This window comes from Georgenia sp., assembly GCF_054605595.1.
Genome location: NZ_JBTSDU010000005.1, coordinates 26,251 through 45,022, shown reverse-complemented (window position 1 = coordinate 45,022; position 18,772 = coordinate 26,251). Strand labels below are relative to the sequence as shown.

Annotated in this window: 15 protein-coding genes and 1 tRNA gene; 2 read left to right on the top strand and 14 right to left on the bottom strand. The window is 72.9% G+C overall.

Annotation, left to right across the window (positions count from 1 at the left end):
- Positions 1 to 31: 31 nt before the first annotated feature.
- Positions 32 to 595, top strand: coding sequence for a hotdog fold thioesterase (locus ACYC1Z_RS01485; RefSeq protein ID WP_461407787.1), 564 nt, complete (start codon positions 32 to 34; stop codon positions 593 to 595).
- Between the two features lie 113 nt (positions 596 to 708).
- Here ACYC1Z_RS01485 and ACYC1Z_RS01480 read toward each other — a convergent pair whose 3' ends face one another.
- The 13 genes from ACYC1Z_RS01480 to hisI all read right to left on the bottom strand — a co-directional run bounded on the left by ACYC1Z_RS01480 (position 709) and on the right by hisI (position 16,985).
- Positions 709 to 1,416, bottom strand: a complete 708-nt coding sequence (locus tag ACYC1Z_RS01480) for an ANTAR domain-containing response regulator (protein WP_461407786.1) — start codon at positions 1,414 to 1,416, stop codon at positions 709 to 711.
- Between the two features lie 134 nt (positions 1,417 to 1,550).
- Positions 1,551 to 1,632 (bottom strand) — tRNA-Leu (locus tag ACYC1Z_RS01475).
- Positions 1,633 to 1,756: 124 nt separating this feature from the next.
- The gene (gene pyk, locus ACYC1Z_RS01470) at positions 1,757 to 3,181 is read right to left on the bottom strand and encodes a pyruvate kinase (protein WP_461407785.1); all 1,425 of its coding nucleotides are present in this window, start codon (positions 3,179 to 3,181) and stop codon (positions 1,757 to 1,759) included.
- Positions 3,182 to 3,324: 143 nt separating this feature from the next.
- The gene (locus tag ACYC1Z_RS01465) at positions 3,325 to 4,809 is read right to left on the bottom strand and encodes a glutamate synthase subunit beta (protein WP_461407784.1); all 1,485 of its coding nucleotides are present in this window, start codon (positions 4,807 to 4,809) and stop codon (positions 3,325 to 3,327) included.
- Positions 4,802 to 9,364 (bottom strand): glutamate synthase large subunit, encoded by a 4,563-nt coding sequence (gene gltB, locus ACYC1Z_RS01460; protein ID WP_461407783.1) that lies wholly within the window; start codon positions 9,362 to 9,364, stop codon positions 4,802 to 4,804. Before gltB ends, ACYC1Z_RS01465 begins: the two co-directional genes overlap by 8 nt.
- 271 nt (positions 9,365 to 9,635) lie before the next feature.
- The gene (lgt, locus tag ACYC1Z_RS01455; protein ID WP_461407782.1) at positions 9,636 to 10,703 is read right to left on the bottom strand and encodes a prolipoprotein diacylglyceryl transferase; all 1,068 of its coding nucleotides are present in this window, start codon (positions 10,701 to 10,703) and stop codon (positions 9,636 to 9,638) included.
- Between the two features lie 114 nt (positions 10,704 to 10,817).
- Entirely contained in the window at positions 10,818 to 11,633 is an 816-nt protein-coding gene (gene trpA, locus ACYC1Z_RS01450) for a tryptophan synthase subunit alpha (protein ID WP_461407781.1), read from the bottom strand.
- Positions 11,634 to 11,641: 8 nt separating this feature from the next.
- Positions 11,642 to 12,985, bottom strand: coding sequence for a tryptophan synthase subunit beta (gene trpB / locus ACYC1Z_RS01445; protein WP_461407780.1), 1,344 nt, complete (start codon positions 12,983 to 12,985; stop codon positions 11,642 to 11,644).
- The gene (gene trpC, locus ACYC1Z_RS01440) at positions 12,982 to 13,797 is read right to left on the bottom strand and encodes an indole-3-glycerol phosphate synthase TrpC (RefSeq protein ID WP_461407779.1); all 816 of its coding nucleotides are present in this window, start codon (positions 13,795 to 13,797) and stop codon (positions 12,982 to 12,984) included. The genes trpB and trpC overlap by 4 nt, the downstream gene beginning before the upstream one ends.
- Before the next feature lie 175 nt (positions 13,798 to 13,972).
- Complete coding sequence (locus tag ACYC1Z_RS01435) at positions 13,973 to 14,278, bottom strand: HGxxPAAW family protein (RefSeq protein ID WP_461407778.1); 306 nt, start codon at positions 14,276 to 14,278, stop codon at positions 13,973 to 13,975.
- A 165-nt stretch (positions 14,279 to 14,443) separates the two neighbouring features.
- Entirely contained in the window at positions 14,444 to 15,043 is a 600-nt protein-coding gene (locus tag ACYC1Z_RS01430) for a Trp biosynthesis-associated membrane protein (protein WP_461407777.1), read from the bottom strand.
- Positions 15,040 to 16,605, bottom strand: coding sequence for an anthranilate synthase component I (locus ACYC1Z_RS01425; protein ID WP_461407776.1), 1,566 nt, complete (start codon positions 16,603 to 16,605; stop codon positions 15,040 to 15,042). The genes ACYC1Z_RS01430 and ACYC1Z_RS01425 overlap by 4 nt, the downstream gene beginning before the upstream one ends.
- Positions 16,602 to 16,985, bottom strand: a complete 384-nt coding sequence (gene hisI / locus ACYC1Z_RS01420) for a phosphoribosyl-AMP cyclohydrolase (protein ID WP_461407775.1) — start codon at positions 16,983 to 16,985, stop codon at positions 16,602 to 16,604. Before hisI ends, ACYC1Z_RS01425 begins: the two co-directional genes overlap by 4 nt.
- Before the next feature lie 210 nt (positions 16,986 to 17,195).
- On the opposite strand from hisI, the gene ACYC1Z_RS01415 reads away from it, so the two are divergent.
- Positions 17,196 to 17,831 (top strand): TIGR03085 family metal-binding protein, encoded by a 636-nt coding sequence (locus ACYC1Z_RS01415; protein WP_461407774.1) that lies wholly within the window; start codon positions 17,196 to 17,198, stop codon positions 17,829 to 17,831.
- A gap of 129 nt (positions 17,832 to 17,960) precedes the next feature.
- On the opposite strand, the gene hisF is transcribed toward ACYC1Z_RS01415, so the two are convergent.
- A complete protein-coding gene (hisF, locus tag ACYC1Z_RS01410) occupies positions 17,961 to 18,731 on the bottom strand; it encodes an imidazole glycerol phosphate synthase subunit HisF (RefSeq protein WP_461407773.1) in 771 nt (256 codons plus the stop codon).
- Positions 18,732 to 18,772: the final 41 nt, after the last annotated feature.

The window sequence follows — 18,772 nt, the reverse complement described above, 5'->3', positions numbered from 1 at the left end:
CGGTGGGGGCACCTACACTAGGGTCGGCGCCATGACGAATCCCGATGCGCGCCCGGAACCCGTGACGACGCCCGGGTCCGCGGACCGTGCCACGGCCGCCGGCGGCGGTGCCGCCGGGGGCGATCTCACCACCGAGCTGAACGTGTGGGACGCGGACGTCATCGCCCGCTGGGAGGCTCTGAGCGCGGGGACGCTGATCGAGCGGATGGGCATCAAGCTGCTGGTGGTGGAGCCCGGCCACGTCGTCGCCCGGATGCCGGTGGCCGGCAACACCCAACCGCTCGGCATGCTGCACGGCGGCGCCTCGGTGGTGCTCGCCGAGACGATCGGATCCTTCGCCGCGGGTCTGCACGCGGGGCCCGGCCGGGTCGCGCTCGGCACGGAGATCAACGCCACCCACCACCGCGCCGCCCGGGACGGCTACGTCACGGGTACGGCGACGGCGTTGCACGAGGGGCGGACCACGACCTCCTACGACATCGCGATCGTGGACGACGAGGGGCACCGCACGTGCACCGCCCGTCTCAGCTGCATCGTGCTGCCCGCGCCCGGCCGGGGCACGTCCTCGACGCCGAGCGCGCCGCCCTCGAGCTGACGCCGAGCGCTGCGTCCTCGAGCTCAGCCGAACGCCGCGTCGACGCCGCGCGCCGGTGGACGCCGACGGGGCCCGGCTCGGGCGAGCCGGGCCCCGTCGGGCAGTGTGGGGGTCTACTTGCTGCCGACCTGCTCGATCACGGCGTCGGCGACCTCGCGCATGGTGAGGCGGCGGTCCATCGACGTCTTCTGGATCCACCGGAACGCCTCCGGCTCGCTCAGACCCATCTTCGTCATGAGCAGGCCCTTGGCCCGGTCGACGCGTTTACGGGTCTCGAACTGCTCGGAGAGGGTCGCGACCTCGGCCTCGAGCGAGGTGATCTCCTGGTGGCGGGAGATCGCGATCTCCACGGCGGGCAGCAGGTCGGCCGGGGTGAACGGCTTGACGACGTAGGCCATCGCGCCGGCGTCGCGGGCCCGCTCGACGAGCTCCTTCTGCGAGAAGGCGGTGAGCATCACGACGGCGCAGGTGCGGGCCCCGATGATCCGCTCGGCCGCGGTGATGCCGTCCATGACCGGCATCTTGACGTCCATCACGACGACGTCGGGCTCAAGCTCGGTGGCCAGCGCCACGGCCTGCTCGCCGTTCGCGGCCTCGCCGACGACCTCGAAACCTGCCTCGGTGAGGGACTCGACGATGTCGAGGCGGATGAGGGTCTCGTCCTCGGCGACGACGATCCGACGCTTGCGCGTGGGCTCGGGCGCCGCGCCGGCCTCGGGCCCGGGCAGGTCGATCTCGACCGCCCCGGTCGTGGTCTCCTCGGCGGCGTCGCCGCCGTTCTCGCTCTGCTGCTTCGTCACGAGGGCAACCTTATAGGGCATCCGCCCGCGCGACAGCCCGGGAGAAGCCCGACGTGACGCATCGCACGCGGACCGGCCGCACCCATGGCCCCGGCGGTGCGTGACCGGCGCCGTACGTGCCCGCAACGATGCGCGAGAGGCCTCCACGAGTTGAGTGCTCCCGGCGGGACTCGAACCCGCACACCTTTCGGCGCCGCATTTTGAGTGCGGTGTGTCTGCCAGTTCCACCACAGGAGCGCGAGGGCCAGGCTATCTCAGGAGTCCGCGCACCGGACGCACCCGCCCCGGGCCCGACGAACGGACGCACCCGCCCCGTGCCCGACGAACGGACACGGGGCGGTGTGCTGCGCGACCGGAGCGGTCAGGGCTTCTTGTAGGTCTCGCCGATCTTGTGCACGCGGATGGAGTTGGTCGAGCCGACCTGACCGGGGGGCATGCCGGCGACGATGACGACGCGGTCACCACGCTCCGCCAGCCCGGTGGTCTGCAGGAGCTGGTCGACCTGGTTGACCATGTCGTCGGTGTGGCTCACCTCGGGCACGGTGTAGGTCTGCACGCCCCAGGAGAGTGCCAGTCGGTTGCGCACCGAGGTGTCCGGGGTGAACGCGAGCAGCGGGATGGGGGACCGTAGCCGTGACATGCGCCGCGCGGAGTCGCCGGACTGCGTGAAGGTCACGAGGTACTTCACCTCGAGCATCTCGCCGATCTCGGCCGCGGCCCGGGTGATGACGCCACCGCGCGTGTGCGGGCTGGAGCCCAGCGGAGCGATGCGCTCGCCGCCGTTCTCCTCGGTGTTCTCCACGATGCGGGCCATGGTCCGGACGGTCTCGATCGGGAAGTCGCCCACAGAGGTCTCGCCGGAGAGCATGACCGCGTCGGCTCCGTCGAGGATCGCGTTGGCGACGTCGGAGGCCTCCGCGCGCGTCGGGCGCGGGCTGGTGATCATGGACTCGAGCATCTGCGTCGCCACGATGACCGGCTTGGCCGACCGGCGGGCCAGCTCGACCGCGCGCTTCTGCACGAGCGGGACCTGCTCGAGGGGCAGCTCGACGCCGAGGTCGCCACGGGCGACCATGATGCCGTCGAACGCGTCGACGATCTCGAGGAGGTTCTCGACCGCCTGCGGCTTCTCGACCTTGGCGATGACCGGGAGGCGGCGGCCTTCCTCGTCCATGATCTGGTGGACGGCCTCGATGTCGGCGGCCGAGCGGACGAAGGACAGCGCGATGATGTCGGCACCGATACGCAGCGCCCAGCGCAGGTCCGCGATGTCCTTCTCGGACATCGCCGGCACCGAGACGGCCACGCCGGGCAGGTTCAGGCCCTTGTGGTTGGAGACGGGGCCGGGGACCTCGACGCGCGTGATGACGCGGGGGCCGTCGACCTCGAGGACGCGCACCGCGACCTTGCCGTCGTCGATGAGGATGCGGTCGCCGGGCTTGCAGTCGCCGGGCAGACCCTTGTAGGTGGTGCCGGCCAGCTCGGCGGTGCCGAGGACGTCCTCGGTGGTGATGGTGAAGGTGTCGCCCTCCTTGAGATGGACGGGCTCCACCGCGAACTCGCCGAGCCGGATCTTCGGCCCCTGGAGGTCGACCAGCACGGCGACGGCGCGGCCGGAGGCCTGCGCGGCGGCGCGCACGTTGTTCGCCACCGCCTGGTGCTCCTCGGTCGAACCGTGCGACCTGTTGATCCGGGCGACGTCCATGCCGGCGTCGACCAGCTCCTGGACCTTCTCGGCGGACGCGGTGGCTGGGCCGATCGTGCACACGATCTTCGCTCTACGCATGGCGCTAACGATAGGGCCTCGACCAGCGGGGAGGCCCGCCCGATCGTTCGGAACCACGTGCGATGTCGGCCACGTTCACGCCGGCCCGGGCGTCCTCGCGGGCACGACACCCGGACACGGAGCCGCGGCCCGCCGCCGGCGCCTCAGGCCGAGACCGACACCGTGGAGGGCCGGACGGGCGCGGGAAGCTCGGTCTCGCCGCGCAGGTAGGCGTCGACGTGCGCGGCGGCCGACCGGCCCTCGGCGATCGCCCACACGATGACCGACTGCCCACGGCCGGCATCGCCGGCGACGTACACACCCGGTACCGACGTGGCGAACCTCTCATCGCGCACGACCCGCCCGCGCGCGTCGAGCTCGATCCCCAGCTGCTCCACGACACCGGTGCCCGGCACCCCGGAGAAGCCGAGCGCGAGCAGCACGAGCTGCGCCGGGACGATCCGTTCGGTGCCCTCGATCGGGACGGCCACGCCGGACGCGCGGTCGACGTCGGTCAGGCGCAGGTGGGTGACCCGCCCCGCGCCGGCGGAGCCGTCGGAGACGAACTCGACGGTGCTGGTGCCGTGGACCCGTTCGCCGTTCTCCTCGTGGGAGGTGGAGACGCGGTACACCTTGGGATAGGTGGGCCAGGGCTGGCTGTCGGGACGCTCCGTCGTGGGCACCGGGTTGATGTCGATCTGGGTGACCGAGCGGGCGCCCTGCCGGGTGGCGGTGCCCAGGCAGTCGGAGCCCGTGTCGCCGCCGCCGATGATCACGACGTCCTTGCCGGTCGCCAGGATCTGGTCCGGCACGTCGTCGCCCGCGACCACCCGGTTCGACTGGACGAGGTAGTCCATGGCGGGGTGGATGCCGCCGAGGGCGCGCCCGGGGACGGGCAGCTCGCGCGGCACGGTCGAGCCGACGGCCAGGACGACGGCGTCATAACGCTCGAGGAGCTCGGAGCCGCTGATCGCATCGGGGCCGGCGCCGCCGATGTCGACGCCGGGGCGGAACCGGGTGCCCTCGGCCTCCATCTGGTCCAGCCGCCGGGTGACCTGGCCGCGGTCCATCTTGAAGTCGGGGATGCCGTAGGTGAGCAGGCCGCCGATGCGGTCGTCGCGCTCGTAGACGGCCACGGTGTGCCCGGCCCGGGTCAGCTGCTGCGCGGCGGCGAGACCAGCGGGCCCGGAGCCGACGACGGCGACCGTGCAGCCGGTGAGACGCTCCGGGACCTGCGGCTCGATCAGTCCGGCGTCCCAGGCGTTGTCGACGATGGACTGCTCGATGTTCTTGATCGTCACGGGCGGCTGGTTGATGCCCAGCACGCAGGCCGTCTCGCACGGGGCGGGGCACAGCCGACCGGTCCACTCGGGGAAGTTGTTCGTCGCGTGGAGGCGGTCGATGGCGGCGGCGAAGTCCTCCTTGCGGGTCAGCTCGTTCCACTCGGGGATGAGGTTGCCCAGCGGGCAGCCGTTGTGGCAGAACGGCACGCCGCAGTCCATGCAGCGGGTGGCCTGCCGGACGAGGGCGGGGGCGTCCTCGGCGCGGCGCTCGTAGACCTCGGCGAAGTCGAGGATGCGCACCGGCACGGGGCGGCGGCGGGGCAGCTCCCGCTCGCGGTAGGTCAGAAAGCCCTGGGGATCAGCCACGGGATGCCTCCATGATGCTCGCCCACACGTCCGGCGAGCTGGTGTCGAGGCCGTCCTCGGCCGCCCTCAGGAGGGCGGCGGCGACGGCGGCGTACTGGCGCGGGAGCACCTTGGTGATGCGGCGGTCGAGCGCGTCGACGTCGGCCAGCAGGGCGCCGGCGACCGTGGACCCGGTGAGCTCGTGGTGCCGGCGCAGCAGGTCGACCACGATGGCGTGGTCCTCCTGGTCGAGGTCCGCCAGGATGAGGTCCCCGCCCCTGAGGGCCGGGACGTTGATCTGGGCGGTGTCGACGTCGAGCAGGTAGGCGGTACCGCCCGACATGCCGGCGCCGAAGTTGCGCCCCGTCGGCCCGAGGACGAGGAGCGTCCCACCGGTCATGTACTCGCCGGCGTGGTCACCCACGCCCTCGGCCACGACCGTGGCGCCGGAGTTGCGCACCGCGAACCGCTCCCCCGCGCAGCCACGGAGGTAGATCTCCCCGCTCGTGGCACCGTAGGCGATGACGTTGCCGGCGATGACGTTGTCCTCGGCCGGGAACGCGGACCGCTCGTCGGGCCGGACCACGATGCGGCCGCCGGAGAGGGACTTGCCGACGTAGTCGTTGGCGTCTCCCAGGAGCCGCAACGTGATGCCGGGCGGCAGGAGGGCGCCGAAGGACTGCCCGGCGGAGCCGCGCAGGGTGATGTCGATCGTGTCCTCGGGCAGCCCTTCACCGCGGTACCGCTTGGTGACCTCGTGGCCGAGCATCGTGCCCACGGTCCGGTTGACGTTGCGGATCGGCAGGTCGATGCGCACCGGCTCGCCACGCTCCAGAGCGGGCTCGGCGAGCGCGATGAGCTCGTTGTCCAGCGCCTTCTCCAGCCCGTGGTCCTGGGTGCGGATCTGCCGCAGCGCGGAGCCCTCCTTCGGCGCGACTGGCTCGAGGAGGGGTCCCAGGTCGAGCCCGGAGGCCTTCCAGTGCTCGACGGCTTCCTCGGTGCGCAGCAGGTCGACCCGACCGACGGCCTCGTCGATGCTGCGCAGACCGAGCGAGGCGAGGAGCTCACGCACCTCCTGGGCGATGAACTCGAAGAACGTCACCACGTGCTCGGCCTGGCCGGTGAAACGGGCCCGCAGCTCGGGGTTCTGCGTCGCCACACCCACCGGGCACGTGTCCAGGTGGCACACGCGCATCATCACGCAACCGGTGACGACGAGCGGCGCGGTGGCGAAGCCGTACTCCTCGGCACCGAGCAGCGCCGCGACGACGACGTCCCGCCCGGTCTTGAGCTGGCCGTCGGTCTGGACGACGATCCGACTGCGCAGGTCGTTGAGCACGAGCGTCTGCTGGGTCTCGGCGAGGCCGATCTCCCACGGGCCGCCGGCATGCTTGAGGGAGGTGAGCGGGGCGGCGCCGGTCCCGCCGTCGTGCCCGGAGACGAGGACGACGTCGGCGTGCGCCTTGGCGACGCCGGCCGCCACGGTGCCCACCCCGATCTCGCTGACCAGCTTGACGTGGATGCGCGCGACAGGGTTGGCGTTCTTCAGGTCGTGGATGAGCTGGGCGAGGTCCTCGATCGAGTAGATGTCGTGGTGCGGCGGCGGGGAGATGAGCCCGACGCCGGGGGTCGAGTGCCGGGTCTGCGCGATCCACGGGTAGACCTTGTGCGCGGGCAGCTGACCGCCCTCGCCGGGCTTAGCACCCTGCGCGACCTTGATCTGGATGTCGTCGGCGTTGGTGAGGTACTCCGCGGTGACGCCGAAGCGGCCGGAGGCGACCTGCTTGACGGCGGAGCGTCGGCGCGGGTCGTGGAGCCGGTCCGGGTCCTCCCCGCCCTCGCCCGTGTTGGACTTCCCGCCGAGCATGTTCATGGCGATGGCGAGGGTCTCGTGGGCCTCGGCGGAGATGGACCCGTAGCTCATGGCGCCGGTGGAGAACCGCTTGACGATCTCGCTGACGGGCTCGACCTCGTCGATGTCGACCGGCTCCCGGTCCTGGAACCTCAGCAGACCGCGCAGCGTCATGAGCCGCTCGGCCTGCTCGTCCACGCCCCGGGTGTACCGCTGGAAGATGTCGTAGCGGCGGGTCTTGGTCGAGTGCTGCAGCCGGAAGATCGTCTCGGGGTCGAACAGGTGCGGCTCGCCCTCGCGCCGCCACTGGTACTCCCCGCCGGTGCGCAGGGCGCGGTGCGCGGGCGCGAGGCCGGACGGCGGGTAGGCGGTGGCGTGCCGGGCGGCGACCTCGGCGGCGATGACGTCGAGGCCGACGCCGCCCAGCGGGGTGGGCGTGCCGGTGAAGTACTCGGCGACGAGGTCCGCCGAGAGGCCGATGGCCTCGAAGACCTGGGCACCCCGGTAGGACATGACGGTGGAGATGCCCATCTTCGACATGACCTTCAGCACGCCCTTGCCGAGCGCCTTGACGACGTTCGTGACCGCCTGCTCCGGGGTGACGCCGTCGACGTCGCCCTGACGGACGAGGTGCTCGGCGCTCTCCATGGCGAGGTAGGGGTTGACGCACGCGGCGCCGTACCCGACGAGCACGGCGACGTGGTGGACCTCACGCACGTCCCCGGCCTCGACGATCAGGGAGATCTTCGTGCGGCTGCGCCGTCGGAGCGCGTGGTGGTGCACGGCGGACGTCATGAGCAGCGAGGGGATCGGGGCGAGCTCAGCGGTGGAGTCCCGGTCCGAGAGGATGATGAAGCTGACGCCCGCGTCGATGGCGTTGTCGACCTCGTCGCAGATCTCCTGCAGCCGGGCCTGGAGGGCGGCGCCGCCGCCCGAGACGCGGTACAGGCCCTCGATCGTAAGGGCGGAGAAGCCGTGGCCGCCGGCCACCTTCCCGATGTGCTTGATCGTGGCGAGCTGGTCGTTGTCGATGGTGGGGAACGGCACCACGAGCTTGCGGGCGTGCTCGGGGGTGTCGGCCAGCAGGTTCGGTTCCGGCCCGATCGCACCCGCGAGGGAGGTGACCAGCTCCTCGCGGATCGCGTCCAGCGGCGGGTTGGTGACCTGTGCGAAGAGCTGGGTGAAGTAGTCGAAGAGCAGCCGCGGCCGGGCGGAGAGGACGGCGACGGGGGTGTCGGTGCCCATCGACCCGATCGCCTCGGCCCCGGTGCCCGCCATGGGCGCCAGGAGGAGGCGCAGCTCCTCCTCCGTGTAGCCGAAGGTCTGTTGCCGGCGCACCACGGACAGGCGCGAGTGGTCGACGTGGTCCCGCTGGGGCAGGTCCGCGAAGCGGACGAGGCCCTGGTCGAGCCACTCCCGGTAGGGGTGCAGGTCGGCGAGGGACCGTTTGATCTCCCGGTCGTCGACGATCCGGCCCGTGCCGGTGTCCACGAGGAACATCTTCCCGGGCTCGAGCCGGCCGCGGCGCACGATCCGGGCCGGGTCGAGGTCGAGCACACCGGACTCCGAGGCGAGGACGACGAGCCCGTCGTCGGTGACCCAGAAGCGGCCCGGGCGCAGCCCGTTGCGGTCCATGACGGCACCGATGAGCGTGCCGTCGGTGAACGTCATCGCGGCGGGGCCGTCCCAGGGCTCCATCATGGTGGCGTTGAACTCGTAGAAGGCCTGCACGCGCGCACCCATGGTGGCGTGGTTCTCCCACGCCTCGGGGATCATCATGAGGACCGCGTGGGGCAGTGAGCGTCCGCCGAGGTGGAGGAGCTCGAGCACCTCGTCGAACGTGGCGGAGTCGGATGCGCCCGGGGTGCACACCGGCAGGAGCGGTTCGAGGTCGCCGAGCACCTCGGAGGCGAGCATGCCTTCACGCGCCCCCATCCAGTTGCGGTTGCCGCGCACCGTGTTGATCTCGCCGTTGTGTGCGACCAGCCGGAACGGCTGGGCGAGCGGCCAGGACGGGAAGGTGTTGGTGGAGAACCGGGAGTGGACCAGCGCCAGCTCGCTCGCGAACCGGGGGTCGCAGAGGTCGGGGAAGAAGGACTGCAGCTGCGCAGTGGTCAGCATGCCCTTGTAGACGAGGGTGCGGGAGGAGAGGGAGGCGAAGTACGTGCCCAGCTCGCGCTCGGTGCGCTTGCGCAGCCGGAACGCCTGGCGCTCCAGGTCGAGGCCGGTCCGGCCCGCCTCGTCGGCCACGAAGAGCTGACGGAACGTCGGGATCGTCTCCAGGGCGCTCGGCCCGATCATCGCGGTGTCGACCGGGACGGGGCGCCAGCCGAGCACCGTCAGTCCCTCCTCGGCGGCGATGACACCGATCCGGTCGACGACGGCGGCACGCCTCGCCTCGTCCGTGTCCGGCCCGGGGAGGAACGCGAGGCCGACGGCGTAGGAGCCCGTGGCGGGCAGGTCGAAGTCGACGGCACTGCGCAGGAACTCGTCGGGCACCTGGGTGAGGATGCCGGCGCCGTCGCCGGTGTTCTCCTCAGCGCCGACGGCGCCGCGGTGGTCGAGGTTGTGCAGGGCGGTCAGGCCGGCGTCGACGATGTCGCGGCCGGGCGTGCCGCGCAGCGTGGCCACGAACGCGACACCGCAGGCGTCGTGCTCGTGAAGAGGGTCGTACAGACCCCGGGCCGGAGCCGCGAAGGGGCTGACTGCCTGCGTCCGTTCCATGCGCACGTCCTCACCGCAGGGTGCCGTCGACCCCGCATCGTCCTGCTGCTTGATGCTGATCGGTCGTCGTCGCCCATGGTGCCGAGATGCTACTCGCACATGGGGGGCCTATGACGAGTCCTGTCCACATTCTTGACACTCGCCGGATCCTCCACGCTCACCGGCCCTCGCCGCCGGCCCGGCACGGGTCACCCGCCGGGGCCGGCACGCCGACGACGACGGCGTGCCGTGCGGTGCCACGCATCCGGAAAAGTCCTGGCGGGAGGGTGGGTCAAGGGGCCGGGCGGGCGTCCCCCGCGACGGAGTCGTCGATCGACGGGTCCGCCGCGACGGTTCCCTCCCCAGGCGTGCCGACGGCCGTGCCCGGCGTGTCGGCGGTCGCACCCGGCGTGTCGGCGGTCGCACCCGGCGCGTCGGGGGTCGTGCCCGGTGTGTCGGCGGCTTCCCCCGGCGCGTCGCTGGCCGTGGCGGGGCGCACGGTCGTCTCGCCGTCGGTGGCATCCTGGGGCTCACGACCGGGCAGCCACAGGTTCTCCGGCTGCCCCCGGGTCCGCCGCCCGATCACCAGGAACGCCACCAGCGCGACCAGGAAGATCGCGATCGAGGTCCACACGTTCAGCCGGAGCCCGAGCACGATCTCGGCGTCGTCGATGCGCAAGGACTCGATCCAGACCCGGCCCAGCGTGTAGAGCATGACGTAGAGCCAGAACACGCGGCCGTGGCCGAGCCGGAACCGGCGCCCGGCCCAGAGCAGCACCCCGACCATGGCGAGGTTCCACAGGAGCTCGTACAGGAACGTGGGGTGGAAGAGCGTGCCCGAGGCGTAGCCGCCCACGAGGTGGGCGTCGTCGATCTCGAGGCCCCACGGCAGCGTGGTCGGCTTGCCGTAGAGCTCCTGGTTGAAGTAGTTCCCCAGCCGGCCCACCGCCTGGGCGACGAGCAGGCCCGGGGCGAGCGCGTCCGCGAAGGGTGCGAGCCGCAACCCCCTCCGGCGCAGCCCGATCCAGGCGCCCACCGCGCCGAGCGCGACCGCGCCCCAGATCCCCAGACCGCCGTTCCAGATCGCGAAGGCGTTCCACGGGTTGCCTCCCGGGCCGAAGTACGCGGCCGGACTGGAGACGACGTGGTAGAGCCGGGCACCCACGATCCCGAACGGCACCATCCAGAAGACGACGTCGATCGCCGTGTCCTTCGGGCCACCCTTGGCGGTGTACCGCCGGTCCAGGATCCACCAGGCGATCATCCCGCCGATCAGGATGCCGACGGCGTACGCGCGGAGCGGGAGCGGGCCGAGGTGCCAGACACCCTGCGGCGGACTGGGGAGGGAGGCGAGGATCATCGGAGTAGCCTACGTCGCCCGACCGTCGCACCGGGCCGGGTCCCGGGCGCCGGGGTGCGCCGCCACTGTCCGCCGACGCACGCCGCCGGTGTCGAACCCCGGGCGCCGCCGGTCTCAGGCGCCGTGCGCGCCCGCGGCGAGCTCCTCGGTCAGGGCGGCCAGGTCCCGCAGCCCGGCCTCGACGTCGCCGTCGGGGCGCATGAGCGTGCGCACCAGCGCCGAGCCGACGATGACGCCGTCGGCATAGGCGGCGATCTCCGCCGCCTGCGCGCGGTTCGACACCCCCAGACCCACGCAGGCCCGGTCGGCGCCGGCGGCGAACGTGCGCGCCACCAGCTCCCGGGCGTGGGAGTCCACGGCGGCCCGGGCCCCGGTCACGCCCATGGTGGACGCGACGTAGACGAAACCTCTGGTGGCCCGCGCCGTCATCGCGAGCCGGGCATCGGTGGAGCTGGGTGCCACGAGGAAGACCCGGTCGAGCCCGTGCACGTCGGACGCGGCGACCCACTCGGCCGCCTCGTCGGGGATGAGGTCGGGGGTGATGAGCCCGGCGCCGCCGGCGGTGGCGAGATCGCGGGCGAAGCGGTCGACACCGTAGCGGTGCACCGGGTTCCAGTAGGTCATGACAAGCACCGCAGCGCCCGTCTCGGCGACCTGCTCGACGGCGCGGAGCACGTCCGCGGTCCGGGTGCCGCCGTCCAACGCGGCCTGCGCGGCCCGTTGGATCACCTCGCCGTCCATGCCGGGGTCGGAGTACGGCAGGCCGAGCTCGACGATGTCGGCACCGGCGGCGACGAGGGTCTTCGCGGCCCGGACCGATGTCTCGACATCGGGGAAGCCGACGGGCAGGTACCCGATGAGGGCCTTGCCGCCCCGGGCCTTCGCGGCGTCGATCGCGGCGGCGCTCCTGCTCGTGCTGGTCGTGGTCACGTCCGCGCTCACCTCTCCACGCTGCCGGTGGTAGCGGCGCTGCCGGTGGCGTCACTGCCGGTGGTGGTGGCGCTGCCCGTGGTGGTGCTGCCCGTGGCGTCGTCGGCGTCCCGGTCGATCAGGTCGAACCAGGCGGCCGCCGTCTCCACGTCCTTGTCCCCGCGGCCCGAGAGGTTCACCAGGATCGTGGGCGCGGGCCGGCCGGCGGCCTTGGCCTCGTTCCCGATGCGGATCGCGCCGGCGAGGGCGTGGGCGCTCTCGATGGCCGGGATGATGCCCTCGGTTCGGCACAGCAGCCGGAAGGCATCCATGGCCTCCGCGTCGGTGACCGGCTGGTACTCGGCGCGGTGGATGTCGGCGAGCCAGGCGTGCTCGGGCCCCACGCCCGGGTAGTCCAGGCCCGCGGAGATCGAGTGCGACTCCTTGGTCTGCCCGTCCTCGTCCTGCAGGACGTAGCTGCGGGCGCCGTGCAGCACCCCGGGCTCCCCACCGGTGATGGAAGAGGCGTGGCGGCCGGTCTCGACCCCGTCGCCGGCGGCCTCGAAGCCGACGAGGCGGACGCCCGCGTCGTCGAGGAACGCGTTGAAGATGCCGATCGCGTTGGAGCCGCCGCCCACGCAGGCGGCGACGACGTCGGGCAGCGCACCGGTGAGCTCGAGGACCTGGGCGCGGGCCTCCTCGCCGATGATCTTCTGCAGGTCGCGGACCATCGCGGGGAACGGGTGCGGGCCGGCCGCGGTGCCGAAGATGTAGTTGGTGGTGCCGACGTTGGTGACCCAGTCGCGGAACGCCTCGTTGATGGCGTCCTTGAGCGTGCGCGAACCGGCGGAGACGCCGACGACGTCGGCGCCGAGCAGGCGCATGCGGGCCACGTTGAGGGCCTGGCGCCGCATGTCCTCCTCGCCCATGTAGACGGTGCACTCCAGCCCCATGAGGGCCGCGGCGGTGGCCGTGGCCACGCCGTGCTGGCCGGCGCCGGTCTCGGCGATGACGCGCTGCTTGCCGACCTTCCGGGTCAGCAGCGCCTGGCCGAGGACGTTGTTGATCTTGTGCGAGCCGGTGTGGTTGAGGTCCTCGCGCTTGAGGACGACCCGGGCGCCGCCGGCGTGCTCGGCGAAGCGGGGCACCTCGGTGATGATGCTGGGCCGACCGGTGTAGGTGCGGTGCAGGTGATCCATCTCGGCGAGGAAGCCGGGGTCGAGCTTGAGCTCCTCCCACGCGGTGGTGAGGTCGTCGAGCGCCGCGACGAGCGCCTCGGCGACGTAGCGGCCGCCGTAGGCCCCGAAGTAGGGGCCGGGCGCGTCCGCGAGGTGCTCGGGCCGGCCCGCCGGGGCGGCGGCGGGGGCGCTCACTTGCGCACTGCCCGAAGGGAGGGGTGCGAACCGGCAGCGACCATGTCGGCGACGGCGGCGCGCGGGTCGCCCTGGGTGACGAGGGCCTCGCCGACCAGGACGGCGTCGGCGCCGTGGCGGGCGTACTCGAGGACGTCGTGCGGGCCACGCACGCCGGACTCCGCCACGCGCACGATCGTGTCGGGCACGACGTCGACGACGTCGGCGAACACGGCGCGGTCCACCTGCAGGGTGTGCAGGTTGCGGGCGTTGATGCCCACGACGCGGGCACCGGCGTCGACGGCCCGCCGTGCCTCCGTGCGGTCGTGCGCCTCGACGAGGGCGGTCATGCCCAGGGAGTGGGTGCGCTCGACGAGGGAGGTGAGCACGGTCTGCTCGAGCGCGGCGACGATGAGCAGCACGAGGTCGGCGCCGTAGGCACGAGCCTCCCACACCTGGTAGGGCGTGACGATGAAGTCCTTGCGCAGGACGGGGACGTCGACGGCGGCGCGCACCGCGGCGAGGTCTTCCAGGGAGCCGCCGAAGCGGCGACGCTCGGTGAGGACGGAGATGACGGCCGCCCCGCCCGCCTCGTACTCGGCCGCCAGGCCGGCCGGGTCCGCGATCGAGGCCAGCGCACCCTTCGACGGGCTCGAGCGTTTGACCTCCGAGATGATGGTGACGCCGCCGTGCTCGCTGCGCAGGGCGCGCACCGCGTCCTTGGCCCCCGGGACGCGTTGCGCCATCTCCTTGAGGGAGTCCAGCGGGTGCTGCGTCTCCCGCTCGGCAAGGTCCTCCCGGACCCCGGCGACGATCTCTTCCAGCACGGTCACGACGTATCCCCTTCGTAGGCCAACGCCTTCATGGTAGGACGGCCCGGGTGGGCGGGACGTCGGTGTCCACCCGCCGTCCCCCGTTCGACAGGTGGCCGTGGCCCCGCGGGTACGCGCATACCCGGCGGGTCCGCGCTGGGCGGCCCGGCCGGGCGGTCGGGGTGGTGCGGGTGGCTCAGTGGCCGGGCGACTCCACGGCGGTCGCGCCGTACCAGTCCTGCTCCTCGTGCTCGCCGGCGTGGGTGGCGGGCTGGCCCATGCCCATGGCCCGCATGACCTGGCTGACGACCAGGGAGCCGACAGCGACCACGACACCGGCGATCACCAGGGGCTGCACGGACACCGCGAGGCCGACACCGGCGAGGAGGAAGCCGAGGCACACGCCCACCATGAGCGTCCAGCCGGCCCGGGTGCGGCCGTGGTTCGCGAAGGGCGCGGTGGGCGGCAGCGTGTAGGTCTCGGGCTCAGGGGTCGGGGCCATGTCTTCCTCCGGCGGGTCGGTCTGCGTGCGGGTCAGCCTATCGGAGCACCGCTGTCCCCATCACCATCGCCGTGGCGAGATATCGGCGTCAGATGGCGAGATGTCGGCGTCAGGTCGTCACGGCGGTTCAGGTGGTCGCGTCAGGTCCAGGTCGTCGCGTCGGGTTCAGGTGGCGGGACCGGACGGGTCCTCGCCGCGACCGAAGGCGTCCCAGTCGTCCATCGCCCGCGTGCGGACCTCGGTCGCCTCCGTCGACGCCGAACGGGGCGCCGGCGCCTCGGGGGCGGGTCGCTCGAACCGGCGCCCGGTCGAACCCCAGGTCCGCGTCGCGCCGAGCGCGAGGACGCCGAGCAGCACCAGGACGGCGGCGAGCGCGAGCGCCACCCACGGCCAGGGCGCGACGGACGCGGCGCCGTCGATCTGGCGGACACCGCTCACCTGGGCGGCGGCGCCGAGGACGGCGTTGCCCGGGTCGCCGAGGAAGGCCACGGTGGCCGCGGCGACCAGGGCTCCGGCCCCGACCAGCGCGAGCGCCCCGATCACGGAGCCGACCCGGCGGCCGATGCCGATCGCCAGGGCGGCGGCGCCCACCACCAGGGCGGCCGCGGTCAGCCCGGGGGCGGCGGCCGAGCCCGAGAGGTCGACCCGGCGCGTGCCGATCACGGTCGGCACGTCCGCGCCGACCCAGGGCGGCGCCCCGACGGCCACCACGGCGACGGCGAGCAGGAGCGCCGTGAGCACCACGGCACGCCGGGGCAGGCTCACGGCCGTACCCCCGCCAGCGGGCGCAGACCCGCGGCGACCTGCACGGCGCGTACGGCGGCCGCGGCCTTGGAACGGGTCTCCTCGTACTCGGTGGCGGGGACCGAGTCGGCGACGATGCCCGCGCCGGCCTGCACCGACGCCTGCCCGTCGCGGATGACGGCGGTGCGGATGGCGATGGCCAGATCGGCGTTGCCGGCGAGATCGAGGTAGCCGACCACGCCGCCGTAGATACCGCGCCGGGCGGGCTCGAGGGTGTCGATGAGCTCGATGGCGCGCGGCTTGGGCGCGCCGGAGAGCGTGCCGGCCGGGAAGGTCGCCATGAGGCACTCGAGCGCGCTCACCCCCGCGCGCTGGGTGCCGGCGACGGTGGAGGAGATGTGCATGATGTGGCTGAACCGCTTGACCGCCATGAGCTCGACGACCTCGACCGTGCCCGGCACGCACACCTTCGCGAGGTCGTTGCGAGCGAGGTCGACGAGCATGACGTGCTCGGCGAGCTCCTTCGGGTCGGCGAGCAGCTCCTCCCCCAGGCGCTGGTCCTCGGCGGGCGTGGGCCCGCGGGGCCGGGAGCCGGCGATCGGGTACGAGGTCACGTGCCGGTCCTGGACGTTGACGAGGGTCTCGGGGCTGGAGCCGACCACGGCGAAGCTGGACCGGTCCGGCTCGTCCGCGAGCTGCAGGTAGTACATGTACGGGCTGGGGTTGATGGTGCGCAGGACCCGGTAGACGTCCAGCGGGTCGGCCGTGCAGTCCAGGTCGAGACGCTGGGAGAGCACGACCTGGAACACCTCGCCGTCCCGGATGGCCTCCTTCGCCGCGCGCACCGAGTGCTCGAAGTCCGCGCGCGGGGTCCGGAACCGCAGCTCGGGCTCCGGGGCGTCGCCCCGGACGGCGGCGGCACTCACCTGCGGGCGCAGCAGCGCCTGAGCCATCGCGTCGAGGCGGGCGACGGCGTCGGCGTGGGCGGCGTCCAGGCGCAGCTCGGTGTTGTCGAAGTTCACCGCGTTCGCCACGAGCCAGATCGAGCCGTCGTGGTGGTCCACCGCCGCCATGTCGGTGGCCAGGCACATGGCGACCTCGGGCGTGTCGTGCTCGGTGGGGGCGAGCGCGCGCAGCGTGGGCTCCCAGTGCCGCAGCACGTCCCAGCCCAGCGCACCGACGAGCCCGCCGGTCAGCGGGGGCAGCCCGGGGATCGCGCGGGTCGCCAGGGCGTCGAGCGTGGTGGCGAGCACCTCGAGCACCGGACCCTCGGCGGGGATGCCGACGGGCACGTCGCCGGACCAGCGGGCGTGGCCGTCCCGGCTGGTCAGCGTGGCGCGCGAGGCGACGCCCACGAAGGACCAGCGCGACCACGCGCCGTCGTGCTCGGCGGACTCCAGGATGAAGGTGCCCGGCCGGCCGCCGGCGAGCTGGCGGTACAGACCCACCGGGGTGACGTCGTCGGCGAGGAGGCGCCGCACGACGGGGATGACGCGCCGCTCGGCGGCCATCTCCCGGAACTCGGGCAGCGCGGGCCATGTCTCGCCCCACTCCAGCCGACCCGGGGCGTGGCCGGGGCTCATGCGACCTCCCCCGGTGCGTGCCCGACGACGGCGCCCAGGTCGCCGCCGGCGTCGAAGCAGGTACGGGTGCCGGTGTGGCAGGCGGCGCCCACCTGGTGCACCCGCACGAGGAGGGCGTCGCCGTCGCAGTCGAGCGCGACGGACTTGACGTGCTGGGTGTGGCCCGAGGTGTCGCCCTTGCGCCAGTACTCGCCCCGGGAGCGGGACCAGAACGTCACGCGCCCCGAGGTGAGTGTGCGGGCGAGCGCCTCGTCGTCCATCCAGCCCACCATGAGCACCTCACCGGTGTCGTGCTGCTGGACGACGGCGCAGACCAGGCCGTGCTCGTCCCGCTTGAGGCGGGCGGCGACGGCGGGGGCGAGCGCGGAGTTCTCGGGCATCCGACGATCTTGCCACGCGACCGTTCGTGCTCGTGCGGGTGGGTTACCGCTCGCGCCGGCACGACCCGCGGTGTGGTTCATGCGACCGGTGGGGCGCTCGCCGTGCGGGCGAGTTCCCACTCGCACGACCCGGCGTTCTCGAGCACGACCGGTGGCGAGCGGGCAGAGTAGTTCTCGCCGGCAGCGACGACACGGCGGAAGGAGCCCTCGGTGCGGGACTGGATGGAGATCGAGCGGGCGGCGCTGGTCACGACCCTGCGCACCGCCGACCCGGACGCACCCACGCTGTGCGCCGGCTGGAGCGTGCGGCACGTCGTCGCTCACCTGGTCCTTCGCGAGCACACGCCGCTGCGCAAGCTCGCCGACGACGTCATGCGCCGGGAGCCCGGCACCGAGCACTTCCTGAGCCGGGCGGTCGACACCGCCCGCACGGAGCGTGGTTACCGTGAGCTCGTCGACCTGTTCGCGGCCGGGCCCGCACCCCGCTCCGCGATGGGGCTGGCGGGTGACCGGGCGAACTTCTTGGAGTACGTCATCCACCACGAGGACGTCCGGCGGGGTGGCGACGCGCCGGCCGAGCCCCGCACGCTGCCGGCCGCGACGGCGCGCGCGGTCTGGGCGCACCTGGCCCCCCTGGCACTGCTGGGATACCGCACGAGCCCGGTCGGGGTGGTGCTCGCGGTGCCCGGTGGTCCGCGCCGCGTGGCTCGGCGCGGGCCCGATGCGGTGGTGGTCGTGGGTGAGCCGGTCGAGCTGGCCCTGCACGCCACGGGGCGCGAGCGGGCCGCCGACGTGGCGGTGCGCGGTCGGCCCGAGATCGTGGCGGCGTTCGAGCGGTCGCGGTGAGCCCGACCGCCGCTTCCCGTATCGCCGAACAGGCCCTTGTGTGCTCGATCGGCCCCTCAACGGGACTTCAGGACCTGTTCGGCGGGGCTGGGGGGTTGGGGTTGGGGTTGGGGTTGGTGGGGTGGGAGGTCAGCGAATCTCGATGCCGCCGGCGCGCATCTCGTCCTTGACCTGCCCCACGCTGAGGGTCCGGAAGTGGAAGACGGAGGCCGCGAGGACGGCGTCGGCGCCGTGCCGGGCCGCCTGGGTGAAGTCCTGAGCGGTGCCGGCCCCGCCGGAGGCGATCAGCGGCACCCGGACGCGGGCACGGACGTGGTCCAGCATGGTCAGGTCGAAGCCGTCGGTGGTGCCGTCCTTGTCCATGGAGTTCAGCAGGATCTCCCCCGCGCCCAGCTCGGCGCCGCGGGCGGCCCACTCGACGGCGTCGATGCCGGTGCCACGGCGGCCGCCGTGCGTGGTGACCTCGTAGCCGGACTCGGTCCGCGTGTCCCCGGTGCATCGGCGCGCGTCGACGGAGAGCACGAGGACCTGGTTGCCGAAACGCTGGGCCACCTCGCTGATGAGCTCGGGGCGGGCGATGGCTGCGGTGTTGATGCCGACCTTGTCGGCCCCCGCCTTGAGCAACCGGTCGACGTCCTCGACGCTGCGCACCCCGCCACCGACCGTCAGCGGCACGAAGACCTGCTCAGCCGTGCGCGAGACCACGTCCATGGTGGTCGCACGTGCCTCGGCGGAGGCAGAGACGTCGAGGAAGGTGATCTCGTCCGCGCCCTCGGCGTCGTAGCGTCGGGCGAGCTCGACCGGATCGCCCGCATCGCGCAGGTCCTGGAAGTTCACGCCCTTGACCACGCGCCCGTCGGCCACGTCGAGGCAAGGAATCACCCGCACCGCCACACCCATCGTTGCTCCTCGTCCCTTCGTCACCGCTCCGGCGCACACCT

Coding starts and splice junctions, on each gene's coding strand:
- hisF (WP_461407773.1), bottom strand. CDS start 18,731: ATGGGTGTGGCGGTGCGGGTGATTCCTTGCCTCGACGTGGCCGACGGG.
- ACYC1Z_RS01485 (WP_461407787.1), top strand. CDS start 32: ATGACGAATCCCGATGCGCGCCCGGAACCCGTGACGACGCCCGGGTCC.
- ACYC1Z_RS01435 (WP_461407778.1), bottom strand. CDS start 14,278: ATGGCCCCGACCCCTGAGCCCGAGACCTACACGCTGCCGCCCACCGCG.
- pyk (WP_461407785.1), bottom strand. CDS start 3,181: ATGCGTAGAGCGAAGATCGTGTGCACGATCGGCCCAGCCACCGCGTCC.
- ACYC1Z_RS01425 (WP_461407776.1), bottom strand. CDS start 16,605: ATGAGCCCCGGCCACGCCCCGGGTCGGCTGGAGTGGGGCGAGACATGG.
- ACYC1Z_RS01480 (WP_461407786.1), bottom strand. CDS start 1,416: ATGCCCTATAAGGTTGCCCTCGTGACGAAGCAGCAGAGCGAGAACGGC.
- lgt (WP_461407782.1), bottom strand. CDS start 10,703: ATGATCCTCGCCTCCCTCCCCAGTCCGCCGCAGGGTGTCTGGCACCTC.
- gltB (WP_461407783.1), bottom strand. CDS start 9,364: ATGGAACGGACGCAGGCAGTCAGCCCCTTCGCGGCTCCGGCCCGGGGT.
- hisI (WP_461407775.1), bottom strand. CDS start 16,985: ATGCCCGAGAACTCCGCGCTCGCCCCCGCCGTCGCCGCCCGCCTCAAG.